Here is an 18216-nt window from a genome sequence, read left to right as displayed (position 1 = left end):
GCCACCCGAAGGTGGCCTGTTTCATGGTGCGATCAGCTCACTGGAAGTGGTGGTCGTGATCGGGCTTCTTGGTCTGGGCACTTTCGCTGTGCTCGATGGCGGTACGGATGAGGTCCACCCCGGCACGGATGATCAAGACCCCCATGTTGACCAGCTTGACGCAGACCCACATGAAGGTGATGAGCAGGATCAGCTTGAGCACGGTCTGGAACGCCTCCAGGAAGTTCTGCTCCAACTGGCCGGTCAGACCGCTGGCGCTGGTCATCAGCCAGGTGTAAACCTCGCGCACGAAGGGGATGCGGCTCGGCATCTCCAGCACGTCCAGCGCGGCAGGCAGGGCCTGGAAGATGACGATGCTGCCGAACAGGATCAGGATGACGCCGATGGCGATACCCAGAAAAAAGCCAAACTGTTTCATGGAAGGTCCCAAGGTTTGCTGCATGAAAATAACATAGCTGCCAATACTAGGGACTGCCTCTCCCCACGGCAATCCTTGCGCAGCCAGCCGGCCCCTCGTCAGGCCGCCCCAAGTCGCGAAGCCAGACCGGAAACCATTGCCCAACTATCTGATTTCTGTGACGCTTGTGCCCATTCTCCCTCACTCGTCAGGCGGTCATGTCGCGCTACTGTTTTTTGCTGTTCTGTCTTCTGTTGGCGGGATTGCCCGCCCTGGCCGCGCCAAGCGCAGCCGTCTGCGTCGTCAAACATCAACAACAGCTGTTGCTGGTACAGGACAGGGTCTCGTCCCGCTACAGCCTGACCGGCGGCTACATAGACGCGGGCGAGACGCCGCAACAGGCGGCGCTGCGGGAGCTGTACGAAGAGACCGGCCTGCGGGGTCGGGTCATCGCCGAGCTGGGCTCATGGCAGCGCGCCTTGCTGTTTGCTTGCCAGACTCTGGAACCCATTCGCGCACAGACCGGTTCTGGCTTTGTCTCCCTGCTGCAGGCCCCCAATCTGGGCGGCGAGATCCTCAATGCCAGGCTGATCGCTCCGGCCCGGTTGCCGGATGATCAGCGCCGCTTTCCGGCGCAGCTCGACTGGCTGGCACCCCAACTGGCCGCCATTCCCGACAGCCCAGTGCTGTGGCAGCCCGATTTTCGTGGCGAGGGCAATGCACTGCACCAAATGGAAGTGCCGCTTATCCACCAGCTGCAGACCTGGCTCGGTGCTCAGGTGCGCTGGCTCGAAGTCAGCAACCTGTTCGGTTCAGCCGCCTTTCAGCTTGCCCTGCTACCCTTGCTGCTGCCCTGGCTGGGCTGGCCCCGGGTGCGCCAGTTGCTGCTGGCCATGCTGACCCTCACCGTGCTGGTGCAGCTGGCCAAGGAGGGGATTGGCTGGCCCAGACCCTTCCACCTCGATCCCGCGCTGGCACAAGGCAGCGCCCAGGGCTTCGGCATGCCGAGCGGCCACGCCGCCTCGGCACTGCTGTTCTGGGGCGCATTGCTCAGAGGGTGCTGGCCCGCCAACCCCTGGCGCAGCACCACCCTGGCTCTGCTGCTGGCGGCCCTGACCGGGCTGGCCCGGGTCTGGCTCGGGGTTCACTTCCTGTCGGATGTGGCGGCCGGCCTGCTGCTTGGCGCATTGCTGCTGGCCCTGCATCCCCGCCTCGCCAACCTGGCGGCCAAGCCGTGGAGCTGGGCCGGGCTCACCTTCGCCTGCGCGCTGGCCGCCGGGTGGAGCCAATCCTCGGCGCTGGCGGGCCTGGCCACCTTCAGTCTGGGGCTGACCCTCGGCATGATGTTGCCGCTGCCGCGCACGGTGCAGACTGGCTGGCGCACCCCGCTGCTGGCGCTGCTCGGCGGCCTGCCGCTGGGGGCGCTCTGGTGGGTGCTGCCGCTCTGGCTGACCAGCTCCTGGCTTATCCTGCTCGGCCAGTGGCTGCTTTATTGTTGCCTGGGGCTCTGGTTGAGCGCCGGCCTCTGGTGGATACTCTCACTCGTGAATAATGACCCGCTACCCAAGGGCCCAGGCCCTGACAAGGGATTGCTATGAATATGAAAAAAGTGGATTTGGCCAAGATAACCCTGGGAGTACTGTTCCTCAGCCTCCTCATCGTCTCCTGCTTCATGGTGCTGCGCCCCTTCCTGCCCGCCCTGGTGTGGGCCACCATGATCACCATCGCTACCTGGCCACTGATGCTGATGGTGCAGCGCCTGCTGTGGGGCAAGCGCGCCCTGGCGGCCCTCAGCATGACCCTGGTACTGCTGCTGATGTTCGTCATTCCGCTGTTCATGGCGCTGGCCAACGTGGCGGAGAAGGCCCCCATGCTGATTGAACTCGGCACCACCATCAGCCACTCCCCGCCGCCCGAGCTGCTCTGGCTACAGCAGGTTCCGCTGGTGGGCGGCAAGCTCTATGACTTCTGGCAGCAAATTCTGGCGAGCGGTGGCCAGGTCCTGTTTGCCAAGCTGGCCCCTTATTTTGGCCAGACCGCCCGCTGGCTCGCCTCCCAGGCGGGCAACCTGGGGCTGCTGTTCGTCCACTTCCTGTTGACCGTCGGCATCTGCGGCCTGCTCTACCACTCGGGTGAAGTGGTGGCGACCGGCATTCGCCGTTTCGCCCACCGGCTGGCCGGCGAGCGTGGCGACAACGCCACCGTGCTCGCTTCACAGGCGATCCGCGCCGTGGCCATGGGGGTCGTCGTGACCGCACTGGTGCAATCCTCGGTGGCGGGATTGGGTCTGCTGATTGCCGGCATCCCCTACACCATGATCCTGGTGGTGGTGATGTTCCTGCTGATCGTCGCCCAGATCGGCCCCTTCCCGGTGCTGCTGGCCTGTGTCGGCTACCTCTACTGGAGCGGTGACACCACCTGGGGCACCTTCCTGCTGGTCTGGTCGCTGCTGGCGGGCACCATGGACAACTTCCTGCGACCCTTCCTGATCAAGCGCGGCGCCGACCTGCCGCTCATTCTCATCCTGGTGGGGGTTATCGGCGGCTTGCTGGCGATGGGGATCATCGGCCTCTTTATCGGCCCTGTGGTGCTGGCGGTGGGCTACACCCTGCTGGATGCCTGGATCAAGGAAGACGACCAACCGGCGGCCGCGGCGGTGGAAGCGCCCAAGGCCCAATAACGATTCACTAAAAAGACGATTCAGTAACAAGGCGATTCAGCCATCCATCACTGATACAAAGAGCCGCCCATCGGGCGGCTCTTATATTTATCACCGCCCCATGCAGCTTCGATTGGAGAAGCGTGACCGGACGATCGAGATGCCGCTATCCCCTAGTTTCCGTGAATCGGCGGCATCTGGCAGAGGCGGAATGCGGGGGACTGTTATAGCTGGAGAATTGATTTACGTGAACGTCCGATTACGCCTCACGGCTAATCGGACCTACGGGCTGGACACTGCGCGTGTTGCCAGCCCCTCTTGAAGTGCTTGTTAATTTGCGGTTTCTATATTAATTGATTCATCCTCGATGCGAGGTGTCGATGGGAACTCTACTAAACCAACAGTTTCAACTAGTAATTTTCTGCATTGAGCCGCAAAGGCTGCATCGTTTGATTCCTTCACATAATGAACCACTCTAAATAAATCTGGAGTATGTACTAACGCAGTAGAGCTTGTTTTTGATGATAATAGACATTTATCAGTAAATGGTTGGTCTCTATCTGAAATTGGCTTTAATCTATACGCATTACCAAATAGCACCCCCTTTGCGGGGCTAGATACTTCATCACGTTCTAAGTCTTCATGGATATTTAGCGCTAACTGTCGTAGCTTTGTGATGTTAATCGCTTTGTTATCTTTACCTTCTGCCTCACCAATTAATCGGCCTTCGGCAGACTCAAATATGACATCAAATTCTTTGGTGTCATCTTCGTAATTTGAAGCTTCAAAGCCTAATGTTTGCAAACCTTCTAATATGGAAGCCTCTAAAGGTTTTCCTGTATGGTACAACAAGCCACGCAGTGCACCAGCACCTTCAAGTTCAGCTAGGCAATGAGCTTTTTCTATATCAAGCAGAGCTATTTTTTCATTTAATTCTAAAATTTTCTTTCTAAGAACTTTTTCTTTTGTAAAAGCGTAAATATCTGATCTTGCCCATTCTGGCTCAACCGTGTTTTCTGTACTCTTGCGTAATTGCATATCAACATTAATGAGACTTGAAACTAACTTGGCGCCAAATTGATAGCCTTTTTCACTCCAACAAGAGCTCCACCCATCATCAAGCTCAACCTCTTCTGTAAACTCCTCATTTTCGAGATCTATGTATGGCAAGAGTATTAAAGATCCACTTGATTTAGTTGTTATATAGGATGCAACTTCATTATTACCATGCTTGGTGTACAACAATGGCTTTGTTTGCTTACTATCCAGCGTGACTTTATATTCAGAAATAGAGGAGAAATCTTGCCAATACGTAGAGAGGAACTCAGCTCCTTGAGGAGCCAAGATCATTTCTTGTCCCTGTCTTGGCGTAACGGAAATATCTAAAGGTAAGCACTTATAGTTGTCGTAGGGAGAAACTATTCGTGTGGTTTTTTGGTTGCGCCCTGTTCCTGAGTATTGTCTTTGTCCAGTATCAATATAAAAGTCTCGATATTGCTCAAGAAAATAAAACACTGTTTTCCCGCAGTTGACTGCATCTAATATTTCTCGGCGCCAATGTTGAACTGCTTCTTTGAGTTGAAAAGATGTGCTCTCAGAAAGTGAAGGTTTACCTTGATAGTTATTCGAACTTCTATCTGAATATAAGAACTCAATAATGTCTTCACGAAACAGAATTACATCCCAGTCTAACAACGATGCTTTCGACCTAAAGCTTAGGGGGGTTACATCATTGTTGGCCAATTTAAAACCAACGGATACAATTTTTTTCTTTGCCAAAGCATCTACTCCTTAATTTATTGTAGCTTAAGAGTGATTAGATAACAGTTGGTATTAATAAGCACATTTTCTTCCTTCCATAAAATACAGGCTGTCTGCATTCTCGTTACGAAAATTCCTTTTATCTATTATTTTAGGCAAGCGACTGGTTCGGAATATGTTCACTCAATATCCTCTTCTGAATAAATATTTTACTATCGAGTAAAAATACACTTACAGCGCAGCAATGGAAAGCACCACCCAGTCTCAGCTTCTTGAATAACTCGGGAGTGTGATCAAGGTGACACACCATATGGCATCGTTGGCCAAGAAATAGGACTGCGGCGGGTCAGGAGGCTCACGGTTACCAAGAATTGGCGTGGATAAATAACCCGGGGCGTCGCAACGCCCCGGGTTATCGGTCGGTAGGGGAAGGTCAGGCGGGCTGGTGCAGGGTGATGCAGTGAATGCCGCCGCCACCTGCGGCCACCGGGTCAATGTTGATCTGCACGATTTCACGGCCGGGATAGAGGCGGGCCAGCAGTTCGTGGCAGTAGCTGTCGGCCGCCTTGTCGCCAAACTCGGGGGCGATCACCGCGCCATTGATCGGCAGATAGTTGATGTAGCCGGCGGCAAAATCCCGGCTACGGCTGAAACGGTTGTCCCGCCCATCCAGCGGTGGCGGCAGCACATGCAGCTCCAGCTTGTTGCCGTCCGCATCGGTGGCCTGCTTGAGGATGGTCAGGTGCTGGCGGGTCACCTCGTAGTCGTGGGACTGGGGGTCGTTGTCCAGATTGACCACCACCACCCCGGGGCGTACGAAGCGGGCGTAAAAGTCGACGTGGGCATCTGTGATGTCCTTGCCCTTGATCCCCGGCAGCCAGATGATTTTTCGCAGCCCCAGATTGGCCTTCAGCTCCACCTCCAGTTGCGTTTTGCTCACCCCCGGATTGCGGTTGTTGTTGAGCCAGCAGCTCTCGGTCAGGATGGCGGTGCCGTTGCCATCCACCTCGATGCCGCCCCCCTCGCCGGTCAGCTTGCTCCGCAGATAACGGACCTTGGCCTGCTGGCTGACCAGCTCGGCGACACCTGCATCCTGTTCGTGCTCCTGCTTGTCACCCCAGCCGTTGAAGTTGAAGTCCACCAGCCCCAGCTCCCCCTCCTCGTTCTGGACGAAGACGCCGCCGGTATCCCGCAGCCAGATGTCATCCAGCTCGGCGACGACAAAGCGGGTGTTCTGCTCGCCGCAGAGCTGGCGGGCCAGCGCCTGTTCGGCTTCGCGGCAGAGCACGTTCACCTGGGTATAAGGCACCATGGCCTGCACCAGCCGGCCTATGGTGGCCTGCACCGCCGGATAGTCGCTGCCCCAGATGGCCTCGCTGGCGGCAAACGCCACCCAGACCCGGGTCTGAAACGTCGACTCTTCCGGCATGTAGAAGCGGGCGTCTGCCGGGCTGGCGACGGTTGCGGCGGCCTTTGCCTTTGGCAGCGTACCCAGCCCGACCAAGGCGCCGAGGGCGGCCAGCTGTTTCAGAACATGGCGACGGGATGACATGAGATGACTCCTGTGAAAACGGGCTCGAACCTGAGCGTCCGGGCCCAACAAAAGGGGGATCAAAAACAAGCGCTGTTAATCGAATCACGCTGAGTAATAGACTATCTGCTGCATGGATGACGAACAAACGATCGATTTTCCGTAAAAGTGATAAGTGGAGCTAATCAATGGTGTTCAAGCAGTGGCCCCCGCTCAACGTGCTGCGGGGCTTTGAGGCGGCGGCCAGACTCGGCAGTTTTCATCAGGCGGCGCAGGAGCTGCACCTGACCCAGTCCGCCATCAGCCAGCAGATCCGCTCGCTGGAGGAGCTGCTGGGCCAGCCGCTGTTTCACCGGCAGGGGCGCTCGGTCACCCTCACCGATGCGGGGCAGGATCTGCTGGAGACCACCCAGAGCGTGCTGCTGCAGCTGGCGATGGGGATCCAGCGGCTGGAGCAGTATCGCAAGCCCAACCAGCTGGTGCTCAACACCAGCACCGCCCTCGCCCGCCACTGGCTGCTGCCGCGGCTGGGGGCGTTTCATCGCGCCCATCCCGAGGTCGACCTCTGGCTGTTCACCAGTGACGAAGAGCCCGACATGGCCGAACAGACCATCGATCTCGCCCTGCGCTGGGAGCTGGCTCCCCAGGCCGAGTGCCGCCACCAGCTGCTGCTGGCAGACCACCTGCTGCCGGTGGCGGCCCCCGCCGTGCTGGCGCTACCTGTGGCAGAGCGCACCACCCTGCACGGAGAGCGGGAGCTGGACTGGCACCACTGGACCCTCAAGGGTGGAGAGGATCTGCAGCTGCAGACCCGGGGGCTCAACTTCTCCGATCCCGGCCTCTTGCTGGACGCCGCCTGTCAGGGGCTCGGCATCGCCCTGGTGAGCGAGCGGCTCTCCCGTCCCGCTCGTCAGCAGGGGCAGCTGTTGCCGCTCTCCACCCACAGGGTCAAGGGGCCGCAGTGGCATCTGCTGGTGCATCAGGAGAGCGAGACCATGCCGGAGTGTCGCGCCTTCTGCCGCTGGCTTGAGTTGCAGTTTGCCGACCCCGCTCTCGCCGCGGATGGTTTGCCATCCCTCTGAGGCAGGTCACTGAATCGGGCCGGCAAGGGTGGTTAAATGGGCGTTCGTCTCTTTGCCGGATCTTGTCGTGACCATCCTGTCCGCCTCCATGCCGCCAGCCCGGGCCTGGCCTGACTATCTGCAAGCCTCCTGGCTGCGCTGCGCCCACCAGACCAGCGCCACCCTCTGGCATCCGCCCCACAGCGCCAAGGGGCAGACCTTGCAGAGCCTGCGCCAGCGCAAGCGCGACCTGCTCACCACTGGCGAGATGGCGCTCGAGGATCTCTACGAATTCATGGAGGGGCGCCCCTGCGCCCTGCTGCTCACCGACGAGAGCGGCTGCCTGCTGGCCCAGACCGGCCACCCCGACACCTTGCGCGAACTGGCAGCGCTGGGGTTTGGCCCCGGCGCCTTTTTCAGCGAGGGGCGGATCGGCACCAATGCCATCAACCTGGCGGCGCTGGAAGGGATGCCGCTCTGCATCAGCGGTACCCAGCACTTCAACCAGACCCTGCACCCCTGGCACTGCTGCGCCAGCCCGGTCTACAACAGCAACGGCCGTCAGGTCGCCATCATGGCGCTGACCTGCAAGGTGGAGGAGGCGAGCGCCGGCGATCTGGCGCTCACCGTCAGCGCCGGGCGCGAGCTGGCCCACCTGCTGCAGATGGAGACCCTGATGCAGGAGTCCCAGCACCACCTGAGCGAGCTCTACGCCCTGCTCGACGGCATGGATGACGGCGTGCTGGCCTGGGACTCGCAGGGTAGGCTGCGCTACCTCAACGCCCTGGCGGCCAGGCGACTGCGGCTCGACCCGGATCTCTGCCTCGGCCAACCGCTGGAACAGCACCTGCTGCTGCCCCAGCGGCTGCAGCTCGCCATCAAGGGGCAGACCACCCTGAGCCATGTGGAGGTAACGCTGGAGCGGGTGGGCGGGCAAGAGGCGGAGTTCATCAGTGCGCTGGTGAGCCTCAAGCCGCTGCCCGGGCCGGACGGCGTCAGCTTTATCGTGCTGCTGCACCCGGTCGATCGGCTGCGGGCCATCCATCAGCTACGGCAGACGGTACCCGAGCTGTCGGCGCTGGTGGGGGAGTCGAGCGCCATGCGCAAGCTGCTGCGCTACGCCCGGCAGGCGGCCCAAAGCCCGGGCCCCATCCTGCTGCGCGGCGAGGAGGAGGTGGGCAAGGCCCAGTTGGCGGAGGCGATCCACTTCGGCAGCGAGCAGGCCGCCGGCCCGCTCGTCACCCTCAACTGCCAGGCGCTGCCGAGCGAGCGGATGGCGCTGGAGCTGATGGGCTCTGACGAAGCGGGACAGGAGCGGGCCGGCAAGTTCGAACTGGCCCACGGCGGCACCCTGGTGCTGGAGCAGGTGGAGTGCCTCTCTGCCCCCATGCAGGCGGCCCTGCTGCAACTGCTCAAGACCGGCCGCCTCCAGCGCTTCGACTCGGCCCGTATTCTGCCGCTCAAGGTACGGATCATCGCTACCAGCAGCGCCGCGCTGGAGCAGAAGGTGCAGGAGGGGCACTTCGGCCGTCAGCTGCTCTATGCGCTGCAGGCGTGCGAGCTGTGGCTGCCGAGCCTGCGTGAGCGCACTGCCGATCTGCCCGGCCTCATCAGCCAGCAGCTCGGGGCGCAGGGGCGCGAGCCAGGGCGCCAGTTCAGTCCGGCGGCCCTCGACTGCCTGCTCGCCTACCCCTGGCCCGGCAACCTGGGGGAGCTGCGCAGTGCCATCGAGCATGCCCTGCTTCACTCCAGCCAATCGCAGATCCCGCCCGAGGCGCTACCGGCCGCCATTCGTCACGGCCATCAACTGGTGGCGGACGAGGTGGTGGGACAACCGCTGCTCACTCTGGCCGAGCTGGAGCGGCAAGCCATCCTGCGCTGTGCCCACGCCTGCAAGGGGCAGGTCAGTCAGATGGCCCAGCAACTGGGGATCGGCCGCACTACCCTCTGGCGACGGCTGAAACTGCTCGAGATCGATCCCGCCAACTATCACGGCTGACGGTTATTTAGGTCGTTGCGAACCGGCCCGCTGAACACAAAAAGGCCCCGCAGATGCGGGGCCGTTTTTATATGGCAAGGTCAGCCGTGGCGCGGTTACAGCCCCAGCTGGTGGGCGGTGACGATGGCCGCCAGCACATCCTCGGCGGTGACCTTGAACGGCATGTTGTGGATGGTCTCCCCTTCCGCGGTGGAGGCCTTGGCCACGTCCATCAGGCGCGCCATGTCCAGCTCCTTGACCCCCATCATATGCAGGTTGGTGGGCAGGCCGATCGAGCGGCAGAAACCCAGCACGGTTTCGATCTCCGCCATCGGCGCATTCTCCAGCACCAGCTGCACCAGGGTACCGAACGCCACTTTCTCACCGTGATAGAGGTGATGACACTCGGCCAGCTGGGTCAGGCCGTTGTGAACGGCGTGGGCGGCGGCCAGACCGCTGCTCTCGAAGCCGATACCGCTCAGATAGGTGTTGGCCTCGATGATGTTCTCCACCGCCTTGGTGCAGAGCCCCTGCTCCACCGCCAGCTTGGCCTTGTAACCATCGGCCAGCAGGGTCTTGTAGCAGAGCTCGGCGATGGCCTGCGCCGCCAGGGTTGAGGCGCCACCGGCCATGGTCTGGCAACCGGACACCTTGTTGGCGCGCGCCTCGAAGTAGGTGGAGAGCGCATCCCCCATGCCGGAGACCAGCAGCCGCACCGGGGCACGGGCGACCACGCCGGTGTCCATGATGACCATGTTGGGGTTGGTCGGGATCATCAGGTATTCGCTGAACTGCCCTTCCGGGGTGTAGATGACCGCCAGCGCACTGGTGGGAGCATCGGTGGAGGCGATGGTCGGCACTATGACCACCGGCACCTGCTGGTAGAAGGCGACCGACTTGGCGGTATCCAGCGTCTTGCCGCCACCGATGCCGATGATGACGTCAAACGGGGTCTGCTTGCAGCGAGCCAGCAGGCGGTCGATCTCGGGGCGGGAGCACTCGCCGTTGAAGCAGTCAAATTCGGGCTGGATGCCTGCCCCGTGGAAGCTGGTAGCCACGGTATCGCCAACCAGCTTGGTGACGAAGGCGTCGGCCAGGATCAGCGGCTTGGCGCCGAGCGCCTTGACGTAGTTGCCGATGTTGGCGAGGGCCCCGTTGCCTTGCACGTATTTGCTGGGGCTGATGATGATGCGGTCCATATTTTATCCCTCTCTCTAGTTCATAAGACATCTTTTGAAACTAACAGGGGCGAAGGGGCGGCAGTGCCGGGGACTCCTTCGTCTTGAATGGGGCTGCACCGGCTCAGTGAGCGAGTGCAGCACCTTGAAACAGTGGCGTCAGTCGCCGAAGCGCTCCGCAGCCAGCTGCTGGAAGCAGGCCAAGGCGGCCTCGGCATCCTCGCCGCGCGCCAGCAGGGTGAGCTGGTCACCCTGGCGCACGTTGAGCATGGTGAGCCGGGTCAGGCTGCGGGGGTTGGCCTCTTTATCCTCCTTTTGCAGCCTGAGTTCGGCGGCAAAAGGCTTGAGTACCGCCACCAGACGAGCGGCAGGGCGCACGTGCAGGCCATGGGGGTTATCCACCACCACCTCGCAGCGCAGCCAGCCGTCGTCGGGGGCAGGAGCGGCCTCGACATCCTGCGGATCCACCCTGCCCGGCAGCATCGCCTGTTTCGGGCCCAGCGCGCCGAGCGCCTCGGCGGCCACCTCATCCAGCGTCAGGCCGGAACCGGCCGCCACCACGGCGGCCAGAGTGCCCTCGACCAGCGGGGCGGGGCAGAGACGCACCCGAGCACTCAGCTGCGGGGGCAGCAGTTCGAGGGCAGTTTCGGCACTCAGGAGGGCGCTGCCCAAGTCCATCAGCACCAGCACGCCGCTGCCGTCGTCCGCTTCTTCAATCGCACTCATCACGGCGATGGCATCGGTGCCGATGGGGTGGTCGGGGTCATCGACCCCGGCCGCCAGCAGCAGGCGGGCCGAGCTACCCAGCTGGTCGGCCAGCGCTTTCAAACCGGCCGCCAGCATGGCGCTGTGAGAGACCACTACGATTCCGATCATGTCACAACCTCGCTCTGTCACGCAGGGCGGTCAGCAGCAGCAGGGTCGAGGTGGCCCCGGCATCCTGATGGCCGATGCTGCGCTCGCCAAGATAGCTGGCGCGCCCCTTGCGGGCCTGCATCTGGATGGTGGCCTCAGTACCGGCGGCAGCGGCCGCGACCGCCTTGTCCAGCGCCTCGGGCAGAGGCAAGCCTTGCTGCTCCGCCTGCTGCAGGGCGGCCAGGGCCGGCCACCAGGCGTCGCACATGGTCTTGTCACCCGGCTCGGCGCGACCGCGCGAGACGATCCCCTCCACCCCGTCGCTCAGCATCTTGCCGAGCTGGCCGAGGGTCAGGCTCTGGCAGGCATCGCTGCTGGCCGCGGCCCGAATGAAGAAGGTGCCGTAGAGCGGGCCGCTGGCGCCGCCGACCGAGGAGAGCAGGGTCATGCCGGTGGTTTTCAGCACCTGACCGATGTCTTTGTCCGCCACCGCCGGCAGCTTCTCGGCCACCTTGGTAAAGCCGCGCTGCATGTTGAGGCCGTGGTCGCCGTCGCCGATATCGGTATCCAGCGCCGTGAGGTAGTCACGCTGCTCGGTGAAGATGTGTTCGCAGTCGAGCAGCCAGTTGACGATCTGATGTTTGCTTAGCATGGGAATGAAGGCTCCTTAGCAGCCGTGACGCAGGGCCGGGGTGTGAACGGGGGCATCCCACAGGGTCATCAGCTCGTCATCCACCTTGAGCAGGGTAATGGAGATGCCGGTCATGTCGAGGGAGGTGCAGTAGGGGCCGATCAGGTTGCGCACCAGATGGATGCCCGCCTCTTCGCACAGGGTAGCGAGTCGACCATAGACGCCGTAGAGCTCGGAGATCGGGGTGCCGCCCAGGCTGTTGACCAGTGCGATGACCCGATCGCCCTTGTTGAACGGCTCGATGAAGGTGTGCTCCTCCTGCCAGCTGCCGGAGGCTCTGTCCCAGTGGCGCAGGGTACGGCCATAGGGAGTGTTGTCCGCCAGTTCATTGAACATGTCACCCACCAGGGTGTCGAGATTGGTGAAGGGACGGCGCGCTATGCCCGGCTCGCCATGGATGCCGACGCCGAACTCCATCTCGTTGTCCGCCAGGGTGAAGGAGGGTTTGCCGGCGGCCGGTACGGTACAGGCGTGGGTAGCGACGCCTATGGTACGACTCTGGTTGTTGATGCGGCGGGCCAGCGCCTCGCAGCGCGCCAGATCGTAACCCGCCTCGGCGGCGGCACCGACCAGCTTCTCGCACAGCACGGTCGTGGCGACACCACGACGACCAGCGGTATAGAGGCTGTCTTTGACCGCCACATCGTCATCGATCAGGGCAAAACCCACCTTGACCCCGTCACCGTGCAGCAGCTCGACCGCGGTTTCGAAGTTGAGCACATCGCCGGTGTAGTTCTTCACCAGAAATAGCACGCCGGCACCGCCGTCGACCGCCTGGCCGCACTCATACATCTGATCCGGGGTCGGCGAGGTAAAGATCTCGCCGGGGCAGGCACCATCCAGCATCCCCTTGCCCACCAGACCGCCGTGCATCGGCTCGTGGCCGCTGCCACCGCCGGAGACCAGCGCCACCTTGCCCATCACGGGGGAGTCGGCACGGGTGATGTAGTGTGGCTCGATACGGACCTTGAGCTCGGGGTGGGCGGCCGCCATCCCCATCAGTTGTTCACGGACCACGGCATCGACGGCATTGATCAGTTTCTTCATGGCTCACTCCTTGGCTTGCCACCGCACGGGTAGGCAGATGGTTGATGGAGCCAGTCTAACGACAGAAATCAGGATAAAAATAACCGGGAGTTTGGTTCGGATCTGAAACAACAGAAGGGTGGTCGGCGTTTCAATCTGAAACAGCGCGGAGCCAATATGAGGAAAACTGTTAGCCGTCTCACAGCCAACAAAAAGGGCCCCCGCAGGAGCCCTTCACGTAAACCGGGAGCCTTAGATAGCCCAACCACCGGCATAGAAAATCACCAGCGCCACGGCGATGATCACGGTGCCGATGTTGAGCTTCTTCCACTCGGCGGCAAACAGACGACCGACGACCAGCGCCACAAAGCCCAGCATGATGCCGGTCACGATGTTGCAGGTGAGCACGATAAAGACGGCGCACAGCATGCCGGAGAGCGCATCGACCGAGTCGTTGAAGTCCAGCTTGGTGACGTTGCCCAGCATCAGCAGACCGACGTACATCAGCGCCGGTGCGGTGGCGTAGGCCGGTACCAGATAGCTCAGCGGGGAGAGGAAGATCATCAGCAGGAACAGCACGCCGACCAGAGCAGCGGTCAGACCGGTCTTGCCACCGGCGGCGGTGCCGGCGGCAGACTCGATGTAGACGGCAGCCGGTGCACCACCGACGGCGCCCGCCACCATGCTGCTGACGGAGTCGGCAGTCAGTGCCTTGCCGCCGCTGATGATGTGGCCACGTTCGTTGATGAGGCCCGCCTGACCGGCCACCGCACGGATGGTGCCGGTGGCATCAAACACCGCGGTCATCACCAGCGCCAGTACGGTCGGGATCACCACCGGATTGAGGGCGCCCAGCAGATCCATGCTGCCAACCAGAGAGCCCTTCTCGCCAGTCAGGCTCGGCATGGCGAAGAAGCCCTGCCAGGTCACTTTCGGGTCGAACACAAGGCCGAGAATGGAGATGGCGATGATCACCATCAGGATGCCGCCCGGCACCTTGCGACGCTCCAGACCGAAGATGGCGGCCAGACCCAGCACCGTCATGATGACCGGGAAGGCGGTGACCTCACCCAGCTGTACCGGCAGACCGGCGCCTTCGTTCTTGATCACCATGCCGACGCCGTTGGTGGCGATCAGCAGCAGGAACAGCCCGATACCGATGCCGGTACCGTGGGCGATGCCGGAGGGCAGGTTGTCCAAGATCCACTGACGCACGCCGGTGACGCTGATCAGGGTGAACAGAACACCCATCAGGAAGATGGCGCCCAGCGCCACCGGGATGCTCAGCCCCTGCCCCAGCACCAGGCTGAAGGCGGTAAAGGCGGTGAGGGAGATGGCGCAACCGATGGCCATCGGCAGCTTGGCCCACAGACCCATCAGCAAAGAGCCGAAGGCGGCGATCAAGCAGGTGGCCACAAACACCGGCCCCTGTTCAAAACCGGCGGCGCCCAGCATGTTTGGCACCACTATGATGCTGTAAACCATGGCCAGGAAGGTGGTCAACCCGGCCAGCAACTCCTGGCGCACGCTGCTGCCGCGCGCAGAAATGGAAAAATAAGAGTCCAAAAAGCCGCCGTTCCCTGATTGGGCGGCCATATCTTGCTTTGCCATAACTTGTCCTGAAAGTGTGAAGGAAATCGTTTGCTTTCGTGGCGCGCAAAATAGCAAGAATTTGTCGGAATTGCAGCGAATTCCCTGACTTTTTCATCAAAATGGCCGTAATCGTTCTCGTTCGGACACGAATTTGCTTATCTGCCTGTCACGAATCTCACCTTTGCCTACCAGGCTCGCTCCTATACTGCAGAGAACCATTCGCACTGTCAGACGGGAGATACCCATGCACACGCGCAATCTGCTGAACGATATTCCCTCGCCACTACCTACCGAACTCTTTCAGGATCTGGTCAGCACCAACCACCTGCGGATCGAACGCATCCTCTCCCACGGCCATCAAACCGCCCCGGGTGAATGGTACGATCAGGACGAGCATGAGTGGATCCTGGTGGTACAGGGGGAAGCCAGCCTGCTGTTCATCGACCCGCAAACCCAGCAACAGCAGCTGGTACAACTGGGCCCGGGCGACCACATCAATATTCCCGCCCGCCAGAAACACCGGGTGGAATGGACCCATCCCGACATGACCACCGTCTGGCTCTGTGTGTTTTACTGAGTCGCGTGAGGAAAAAAGAGGCAGTTCGGGGAAATAAGTGCGGTGCCGGAAACGAAAAAAAGCCCAGTCGTTAGACTGGGCTTCTTAAGTAGTGGCGGAGCGGACGGGACTCGAACCCGCGACCCCCGGCGTGACAGGCCGGTATTCTAACCGACTGAACTACCGCTCCGCTGTCTGGTTAGCTTTTTGCTAAATTGTCTGCCGCTTCATTGAGGTGTCATCCTCGCAGCCAGTAATGTGATTCTTCACATCACCGTTTAATTGGGTGCCTGGCAGTGTCCTACTCTCGCATGGCGAATGCCACACTACCATCGGCGCTACCGCGTTTCACTTCTGAGTTCGGCATGGGTTCAGGTGGTTCCACGGCGCTATGGCCGCCAGGCAAATTCTTCAATCTGTGAAAGCTGATGTAAGTAGTTTCGTATTTGTCACAAGGCTCGAAACACTTCTTGGGTGTTGTATGGTTAAGCCTCACGGGTAATTAGTATGGGTTAGCTCAACACGTCGCCGCGCTTACACACCCCACCTATCAACGTTGTGGTCTCCAACGGCCCTTTAGGACCCTCAAGGGGTCAGGGATGACTCATCTCAGGGCTCGCTTCCCGCTTAGATGCTTTCAGCGGTTATCGATTCCGAACTTAGCTACCGGGCAGTGCCACTGGCGTGACAACCCGAACACCAGAGGTTCGTTCACTCCGGTCCTCTCGTACTAGGAGCAACTCCCTTCAATCATCCAACGCCCACGGCAGATAGGGACCGAACTGTCTCACGACGTTCTGAACCCAGCTCGCGTACCACTTTAAATGGCGAACAGCCATACCCTTGGGACCGACTTCAGCCCCAGGATGTGATGAGCCGACATCGAGGTGCCAAACACCGCCGTCGATATGAACTCTTGGGCGGTATCAGCCTGTTATCCCCGGAGTACCTTTTATCCGTTGAGCGATGGCCCTTCCATTCAGAACCACCGGATCACTATGACCTACTTTCGTACCTGCTCGACCTGTCCGTCTCGCAGTTAAGCTGGCTTATGCCATTGCACTAACCTCCTGATGTCCGACCAGGATTAGCCAACCTTCGTGCTCCTCCGTTACTCTTTGGGAGGAGACCGCCCCAGTCAAACTACCCACCAGGCACTGTCCGCGACCCAGATTCATGGGCCTGCGTTAGAACATCAAACATACAAGGGTGGTATTTCAAGGACGGCTCCAGCGCAACTGGCGTCACGCCTTCAAAGCCTCCCACCTATCCTACACATGTAGGTTCAATGTTCAGTGCCAAGCTGTAGTAAAGGTTCACGGGGTCTTTCCGTCTAGCCGCGGGTACACCGCATCTTCACGGCGAATTCGATTTCACTGAGTCTCGGGTGGAGACAGCATGGCCATGGTTACACCATTCGTGCAGGTCGGAACTTACCCGACAAGGAATTTCGCTACCTTAGGACCGTTATAGTTACGGCCGCCGTTTACCGGGGCTTCGATCAAGAGCTTCGCTTGCGCTAACCCCATCAATTAACCTTCCGGCACCGGGCAGGTGTCACACCCTATACGTCCACTTTCGTGTTTGCAGAGTGCTGTGTTTTTGATAAACAGTCCCAGCCATCTGGTCACTGCGACTCCCAACTGCTCCATCCGCAAGGGACTTCACTGTCAAGAGCGAACCTTCTCCCGAAGTTACGGTTCTATTTTGCCTAGTTCCTTCACCCGAGTTCTCTCAAGCGCCTTGGTATTCTCTACCCGACCACCTGTGTCGGTTTGGGGTACGATGACTTGTAATCTGAAGCTTAGAGGCTTTTCCTGGAAGCAGGGCATCAATGGCTTCCGCACCGTAGTGCGTTCGTCTCGTGTCTCAGTGTTGTGTCTCCGGATTTGCCTAGAAACACCACCTACGCACTTTCACCAGGACAACCGTCGCCTGGCCCACCTAGCCTTCTCCGTCCCCCCATCGCAATTACAAGTCGTGCAGGAATATTAACCTGCTTCCCATCGACTACGCCTTTCGGCCTCGCCTTAGGGGTCGACTCACCCTGCCCCGATTAACGTTGGACAGGAACCCTTGGTCTTCCGGCGAGGAGGCTTTTCACCCCCTTTATCGTTACTTACGTCAGCATTCGCACTTCTGATATCTCCAGCATGCCTCTCGACACACCTTCGCAGACTTACAGAACGCTCCCCTACCACTCACGCTTAGCGTGAATCCGCGGCTTCGGTGCCTGGTTTGAGCCCCGTTACATCTTCCGCGCAGGCCGACTCGACTAGTGAGCTATTACGCTTTCTTTAAATGATGGCTGCTTCTAAGCCAACATCCTAGCTGTCTGAGCCTTCCCACATCGTTTCCCACTTAACCAGAACTTTGGGACCTTAGCCGGCGGTCTGGGTTGTTTCCCTCTTCACGACGGACGTTAGCACCCGCCGTGTGTCTCCCGGATATTACTTACTGGTATTCGGAGTTTGCATGGGGTTGGTAAGTCGGGATGACCCCCTAGCCCAAACAGTGCTCTACCCCCAGTAGTATTCGTCCGAGGCGCTACCTAAATAGCTTTCGGGGAGAACCAGCTATCTCCGAGTTTGATTGGCCTTTCACCCCCAGCCACAGGTCATCCCCTAACTTTGCAACGTTAGTGGGTTCGGTCCTCCAGTTGATGTTACTCAACCTTCAACCTGCCCATGGCTAGATCACCCGGTTTCGGGTCTACACCTTGCAACTAGACGCCCAGTTAAGACTCGGTTTCCCTACGGCTCCCCTATACGGTTAACCTCGCTACAAAATGTAAGTCGCTGACCCATTATACAAAAGGTACGCAGTCACCCCGAAGGGCTCCCACTGCTTGTACGTACACGGTTTCAGGTTCTATTTCACTCCCCTCACAGGGGTTCTTTTCGCCTTTCCCTCACGGTACTGGTTCACTA

Annotated in this window: 13 protein-coding genes, 1 tRNA gene and 2 rRNA genes (1 of these 16 cut by a window edge); 5 read left to right on the top strand and 11 right to left on the bottom strand. The window is 60.1% G+C overall.

Features of this window, described 5'->3' with window-relative positions:
- Positions 1-37 precede the first annotated feature (37 nt).
- A complete protein-coding gene (locus ACPW75_RS22725; protein WP_179101439.1) occupies positions 38-418 on the bottom strand; it encodes a hypothetical protein in 381 nt (126 codons plus the stop codon).
- A gap of 197 nt (positions 419-615) precedes the next feature.
- Between ACPW75_RS22725 and ACPW75_RS22720 the strand changes: the two genes are divergently transcribed.
- A complete protein-coding gene (locus ACPW75_RS22720; RefSeq protein ID WP_077096467.1) occupies positions 616-1995 on the top strand; it encodes a bifunctional NUDIX hydrolase/phosphatase PAP2 family protein in 1380 nt (459 codons plus the stop codon).
- Positions 1992-3077, top strand: a complete 1086-nt coding sequence (gene ydiK / locus ACPW75_RS22715) for an AI-2E family transporter YdiK (protein ID WP_164927759.1) — start codon at positions 1992-1994, stop codon at positions 3075-3077. The genes ACPW75_RS22720 and ydiK overlap by 4 nt, the downstream gene beginning before the upstream one ends.
- 309 nt (positions 3078-3386) lie before the next feature.
- On the opposite strand, the gene ACPW75_RS22710 is transcribed toward ydiK, so the two are convergent.
- Positions 3387-4835, bottom strand: coding sequence for a hypothetical protein (locus ACPW75_RS22710; RefSeq protein ID WP_077096466.1), 1449 nt, complete (start codon positions 4833-4835; stop codon positions 3387-3389).
- A gap of 415 nt (positions 4836-5250) precedes the next feature.
- On the bottom strand, positions 5251-6369 hold the full coding sequence (locus ACPW75_RS22705) for an agmatine deiminase family protein (protein WP_077096465.1): 1119 nt from the start codon (positions 6367-6369) through the stop codon (positions 5251-5253).
- Between the two features lie 167 nt (positions 6370-6536).
- On the opposite strand from ACPW75_RS22705, the gene ACPW75_RS22700 reads away from it, so the two are divergent.
- Together ACPW75_RS22700 and dhaR are read left to right on the top strand one after the other, a co-directional pair.
- Positions 6537-7430 carry a LysR family transcriptional regulator gene (locus tag ACPW75_RS22700; RefSeq protein ID WP_077096464.1) on the top strand — a complete coding sequence of 298 codons (894 nt, stop codon included), beginning with the start codon at positions 6537-6539 and terminating at the stop codon, positions 7428-7430.
- A 67-nt stretch (positions 7431-7497) separates the two neighbouring features.
- A complete protein-coding gene (gene dhaR, locus ACPW75_RS22695) occupies positions 7498-9408 on the top strand; it encodes a dihydroxyacetone kinase operon transcriptional regulator DhaR (RefSeq protein ID WP_179101438.1) in 1911 nt (636 codons plus the stop codon).
- Positions 9409-9503: 95 nt separating this feature from the next.
- Here the strand turns inward: dhaR and ACPW75_RS22690 are convergent, their stop codons facing one another.
- From ACPW75_RS22690 to ACPW75_RS22670, 5 genes are all read right to left on the bottom strand, one after another.
- Entirely contained in the window at positions 9504-10586 is a 1083-nt protein-coding gene (locus ACPW75_RS22690; protein ID WP_024946333.1) for a glycerol dehydrogenase, read from the bottom strand.
- A 138-nt stretch (positions 10587-10724) separates the two neighbouring features.
- The gene (dhaM, locus tag ACPW75_RS22685) at positions 10725-11441 is read right to left on the bottom strand and encodes a dihydroxyacetone kinase phosphoryl donor subunit DhaM (RefSeq protein ID WP_077096463.1); all 717 of its coding nucleotides are present in this window, start codon (positions 11439-11441) and stop codon (positions 10725-10727) included.
- Position 11442: 1 nt separating this feature from the next.
- Positions 11443-12072, bottom strand: a complete 630-nt coding sequence (gene dhaL, locus ACPW75_RS22680; protein ID WP_016352257.1) for a dihydroxyacetone kinase subunit DhaL — start codon at positions 12070-12072, stop codon at positions 11443-11445.
- A gap of 15 nt (positions 12073-12087) precedes the next feature.
- Entirely contained in the window at positions 12088-13158 is a 1071-nt protein-coding gene (gene dhaK, locus ACPW75_RS22675) for a dihydroxyacetone kinase subunit DhaK (protein ID WP_077096462.1), read from the bottom strand.
- A gap of 231 nt (positions 13159-13389) precedes the next feature.
- On the bottom strand, positions 13390-14748 hold the full coding sequence (locus ACPW75_RS22670) for an NCS2 family permease (protein ID WP_016352259.1): 1359 nt from the start codon (positions 14746-14748) through the stop codon (positions 13390-13392).
- Positions 14749-14974: 226 nt separating this feature from the next.
- Here ACPW75_RS22670 and ACPW75_RS22665 point away from each other — a divergent pair, with 226 nt between their 5' ends.
- Entirely contained in the window at positions 14975-15307 is a 333-nt protein-coding gene (locus ACPW75_RS22665) for a cupin domain-containing protein (protein ID WP_005306245.1), read from the top strand.
- A 92-nt stretch (positions 15308-15399) separates the two neighbouring features.
- On the opposite strand, the gene ACPW75_RS22660 is transcribed toward ACPW75_RS22665, so the two are convergent.
- The 3 genes from ACPW75_RS22660 to ACPW75_RS22650 all read right to left on the bottom strand — a co-directional run.
- Positions 15400-15476: transfer RNA gene (locus tag ACPW75_RS22660), tRNA-Asp, on the bottom strand.
- A gap of 98 nt (positions 15477-15574) precedes the next feature.
- Positions 15575-15689, bottom strand: a 5S ribosomal RNA gene (gene rrf, locus ACPW75_RS22655).
- Between the two features lie 78 nt (positions 15690-15767).
- Positions 15768-18216 (bottom strand): 23S ribosomal RNA (locus tag ACPW75_RS22650) (it continues 440 nt past the right edge of the window).

This window comes from Aeromonas sp. FL131 (assembly GCF_049860615.1).
In the GTDB taxonomy this organism is placed as follows: Bacteria; Pseudomonadota; Gammaproteobacteria; order Enterobacterales; family Aeromonadaceae; genus Aeromonas; species Aeromonas hydrophila.
Note: the sequence above shows the minus strand (reverse complement) of the source record. Positions and strands in the feature narration are given on the sequence as shown.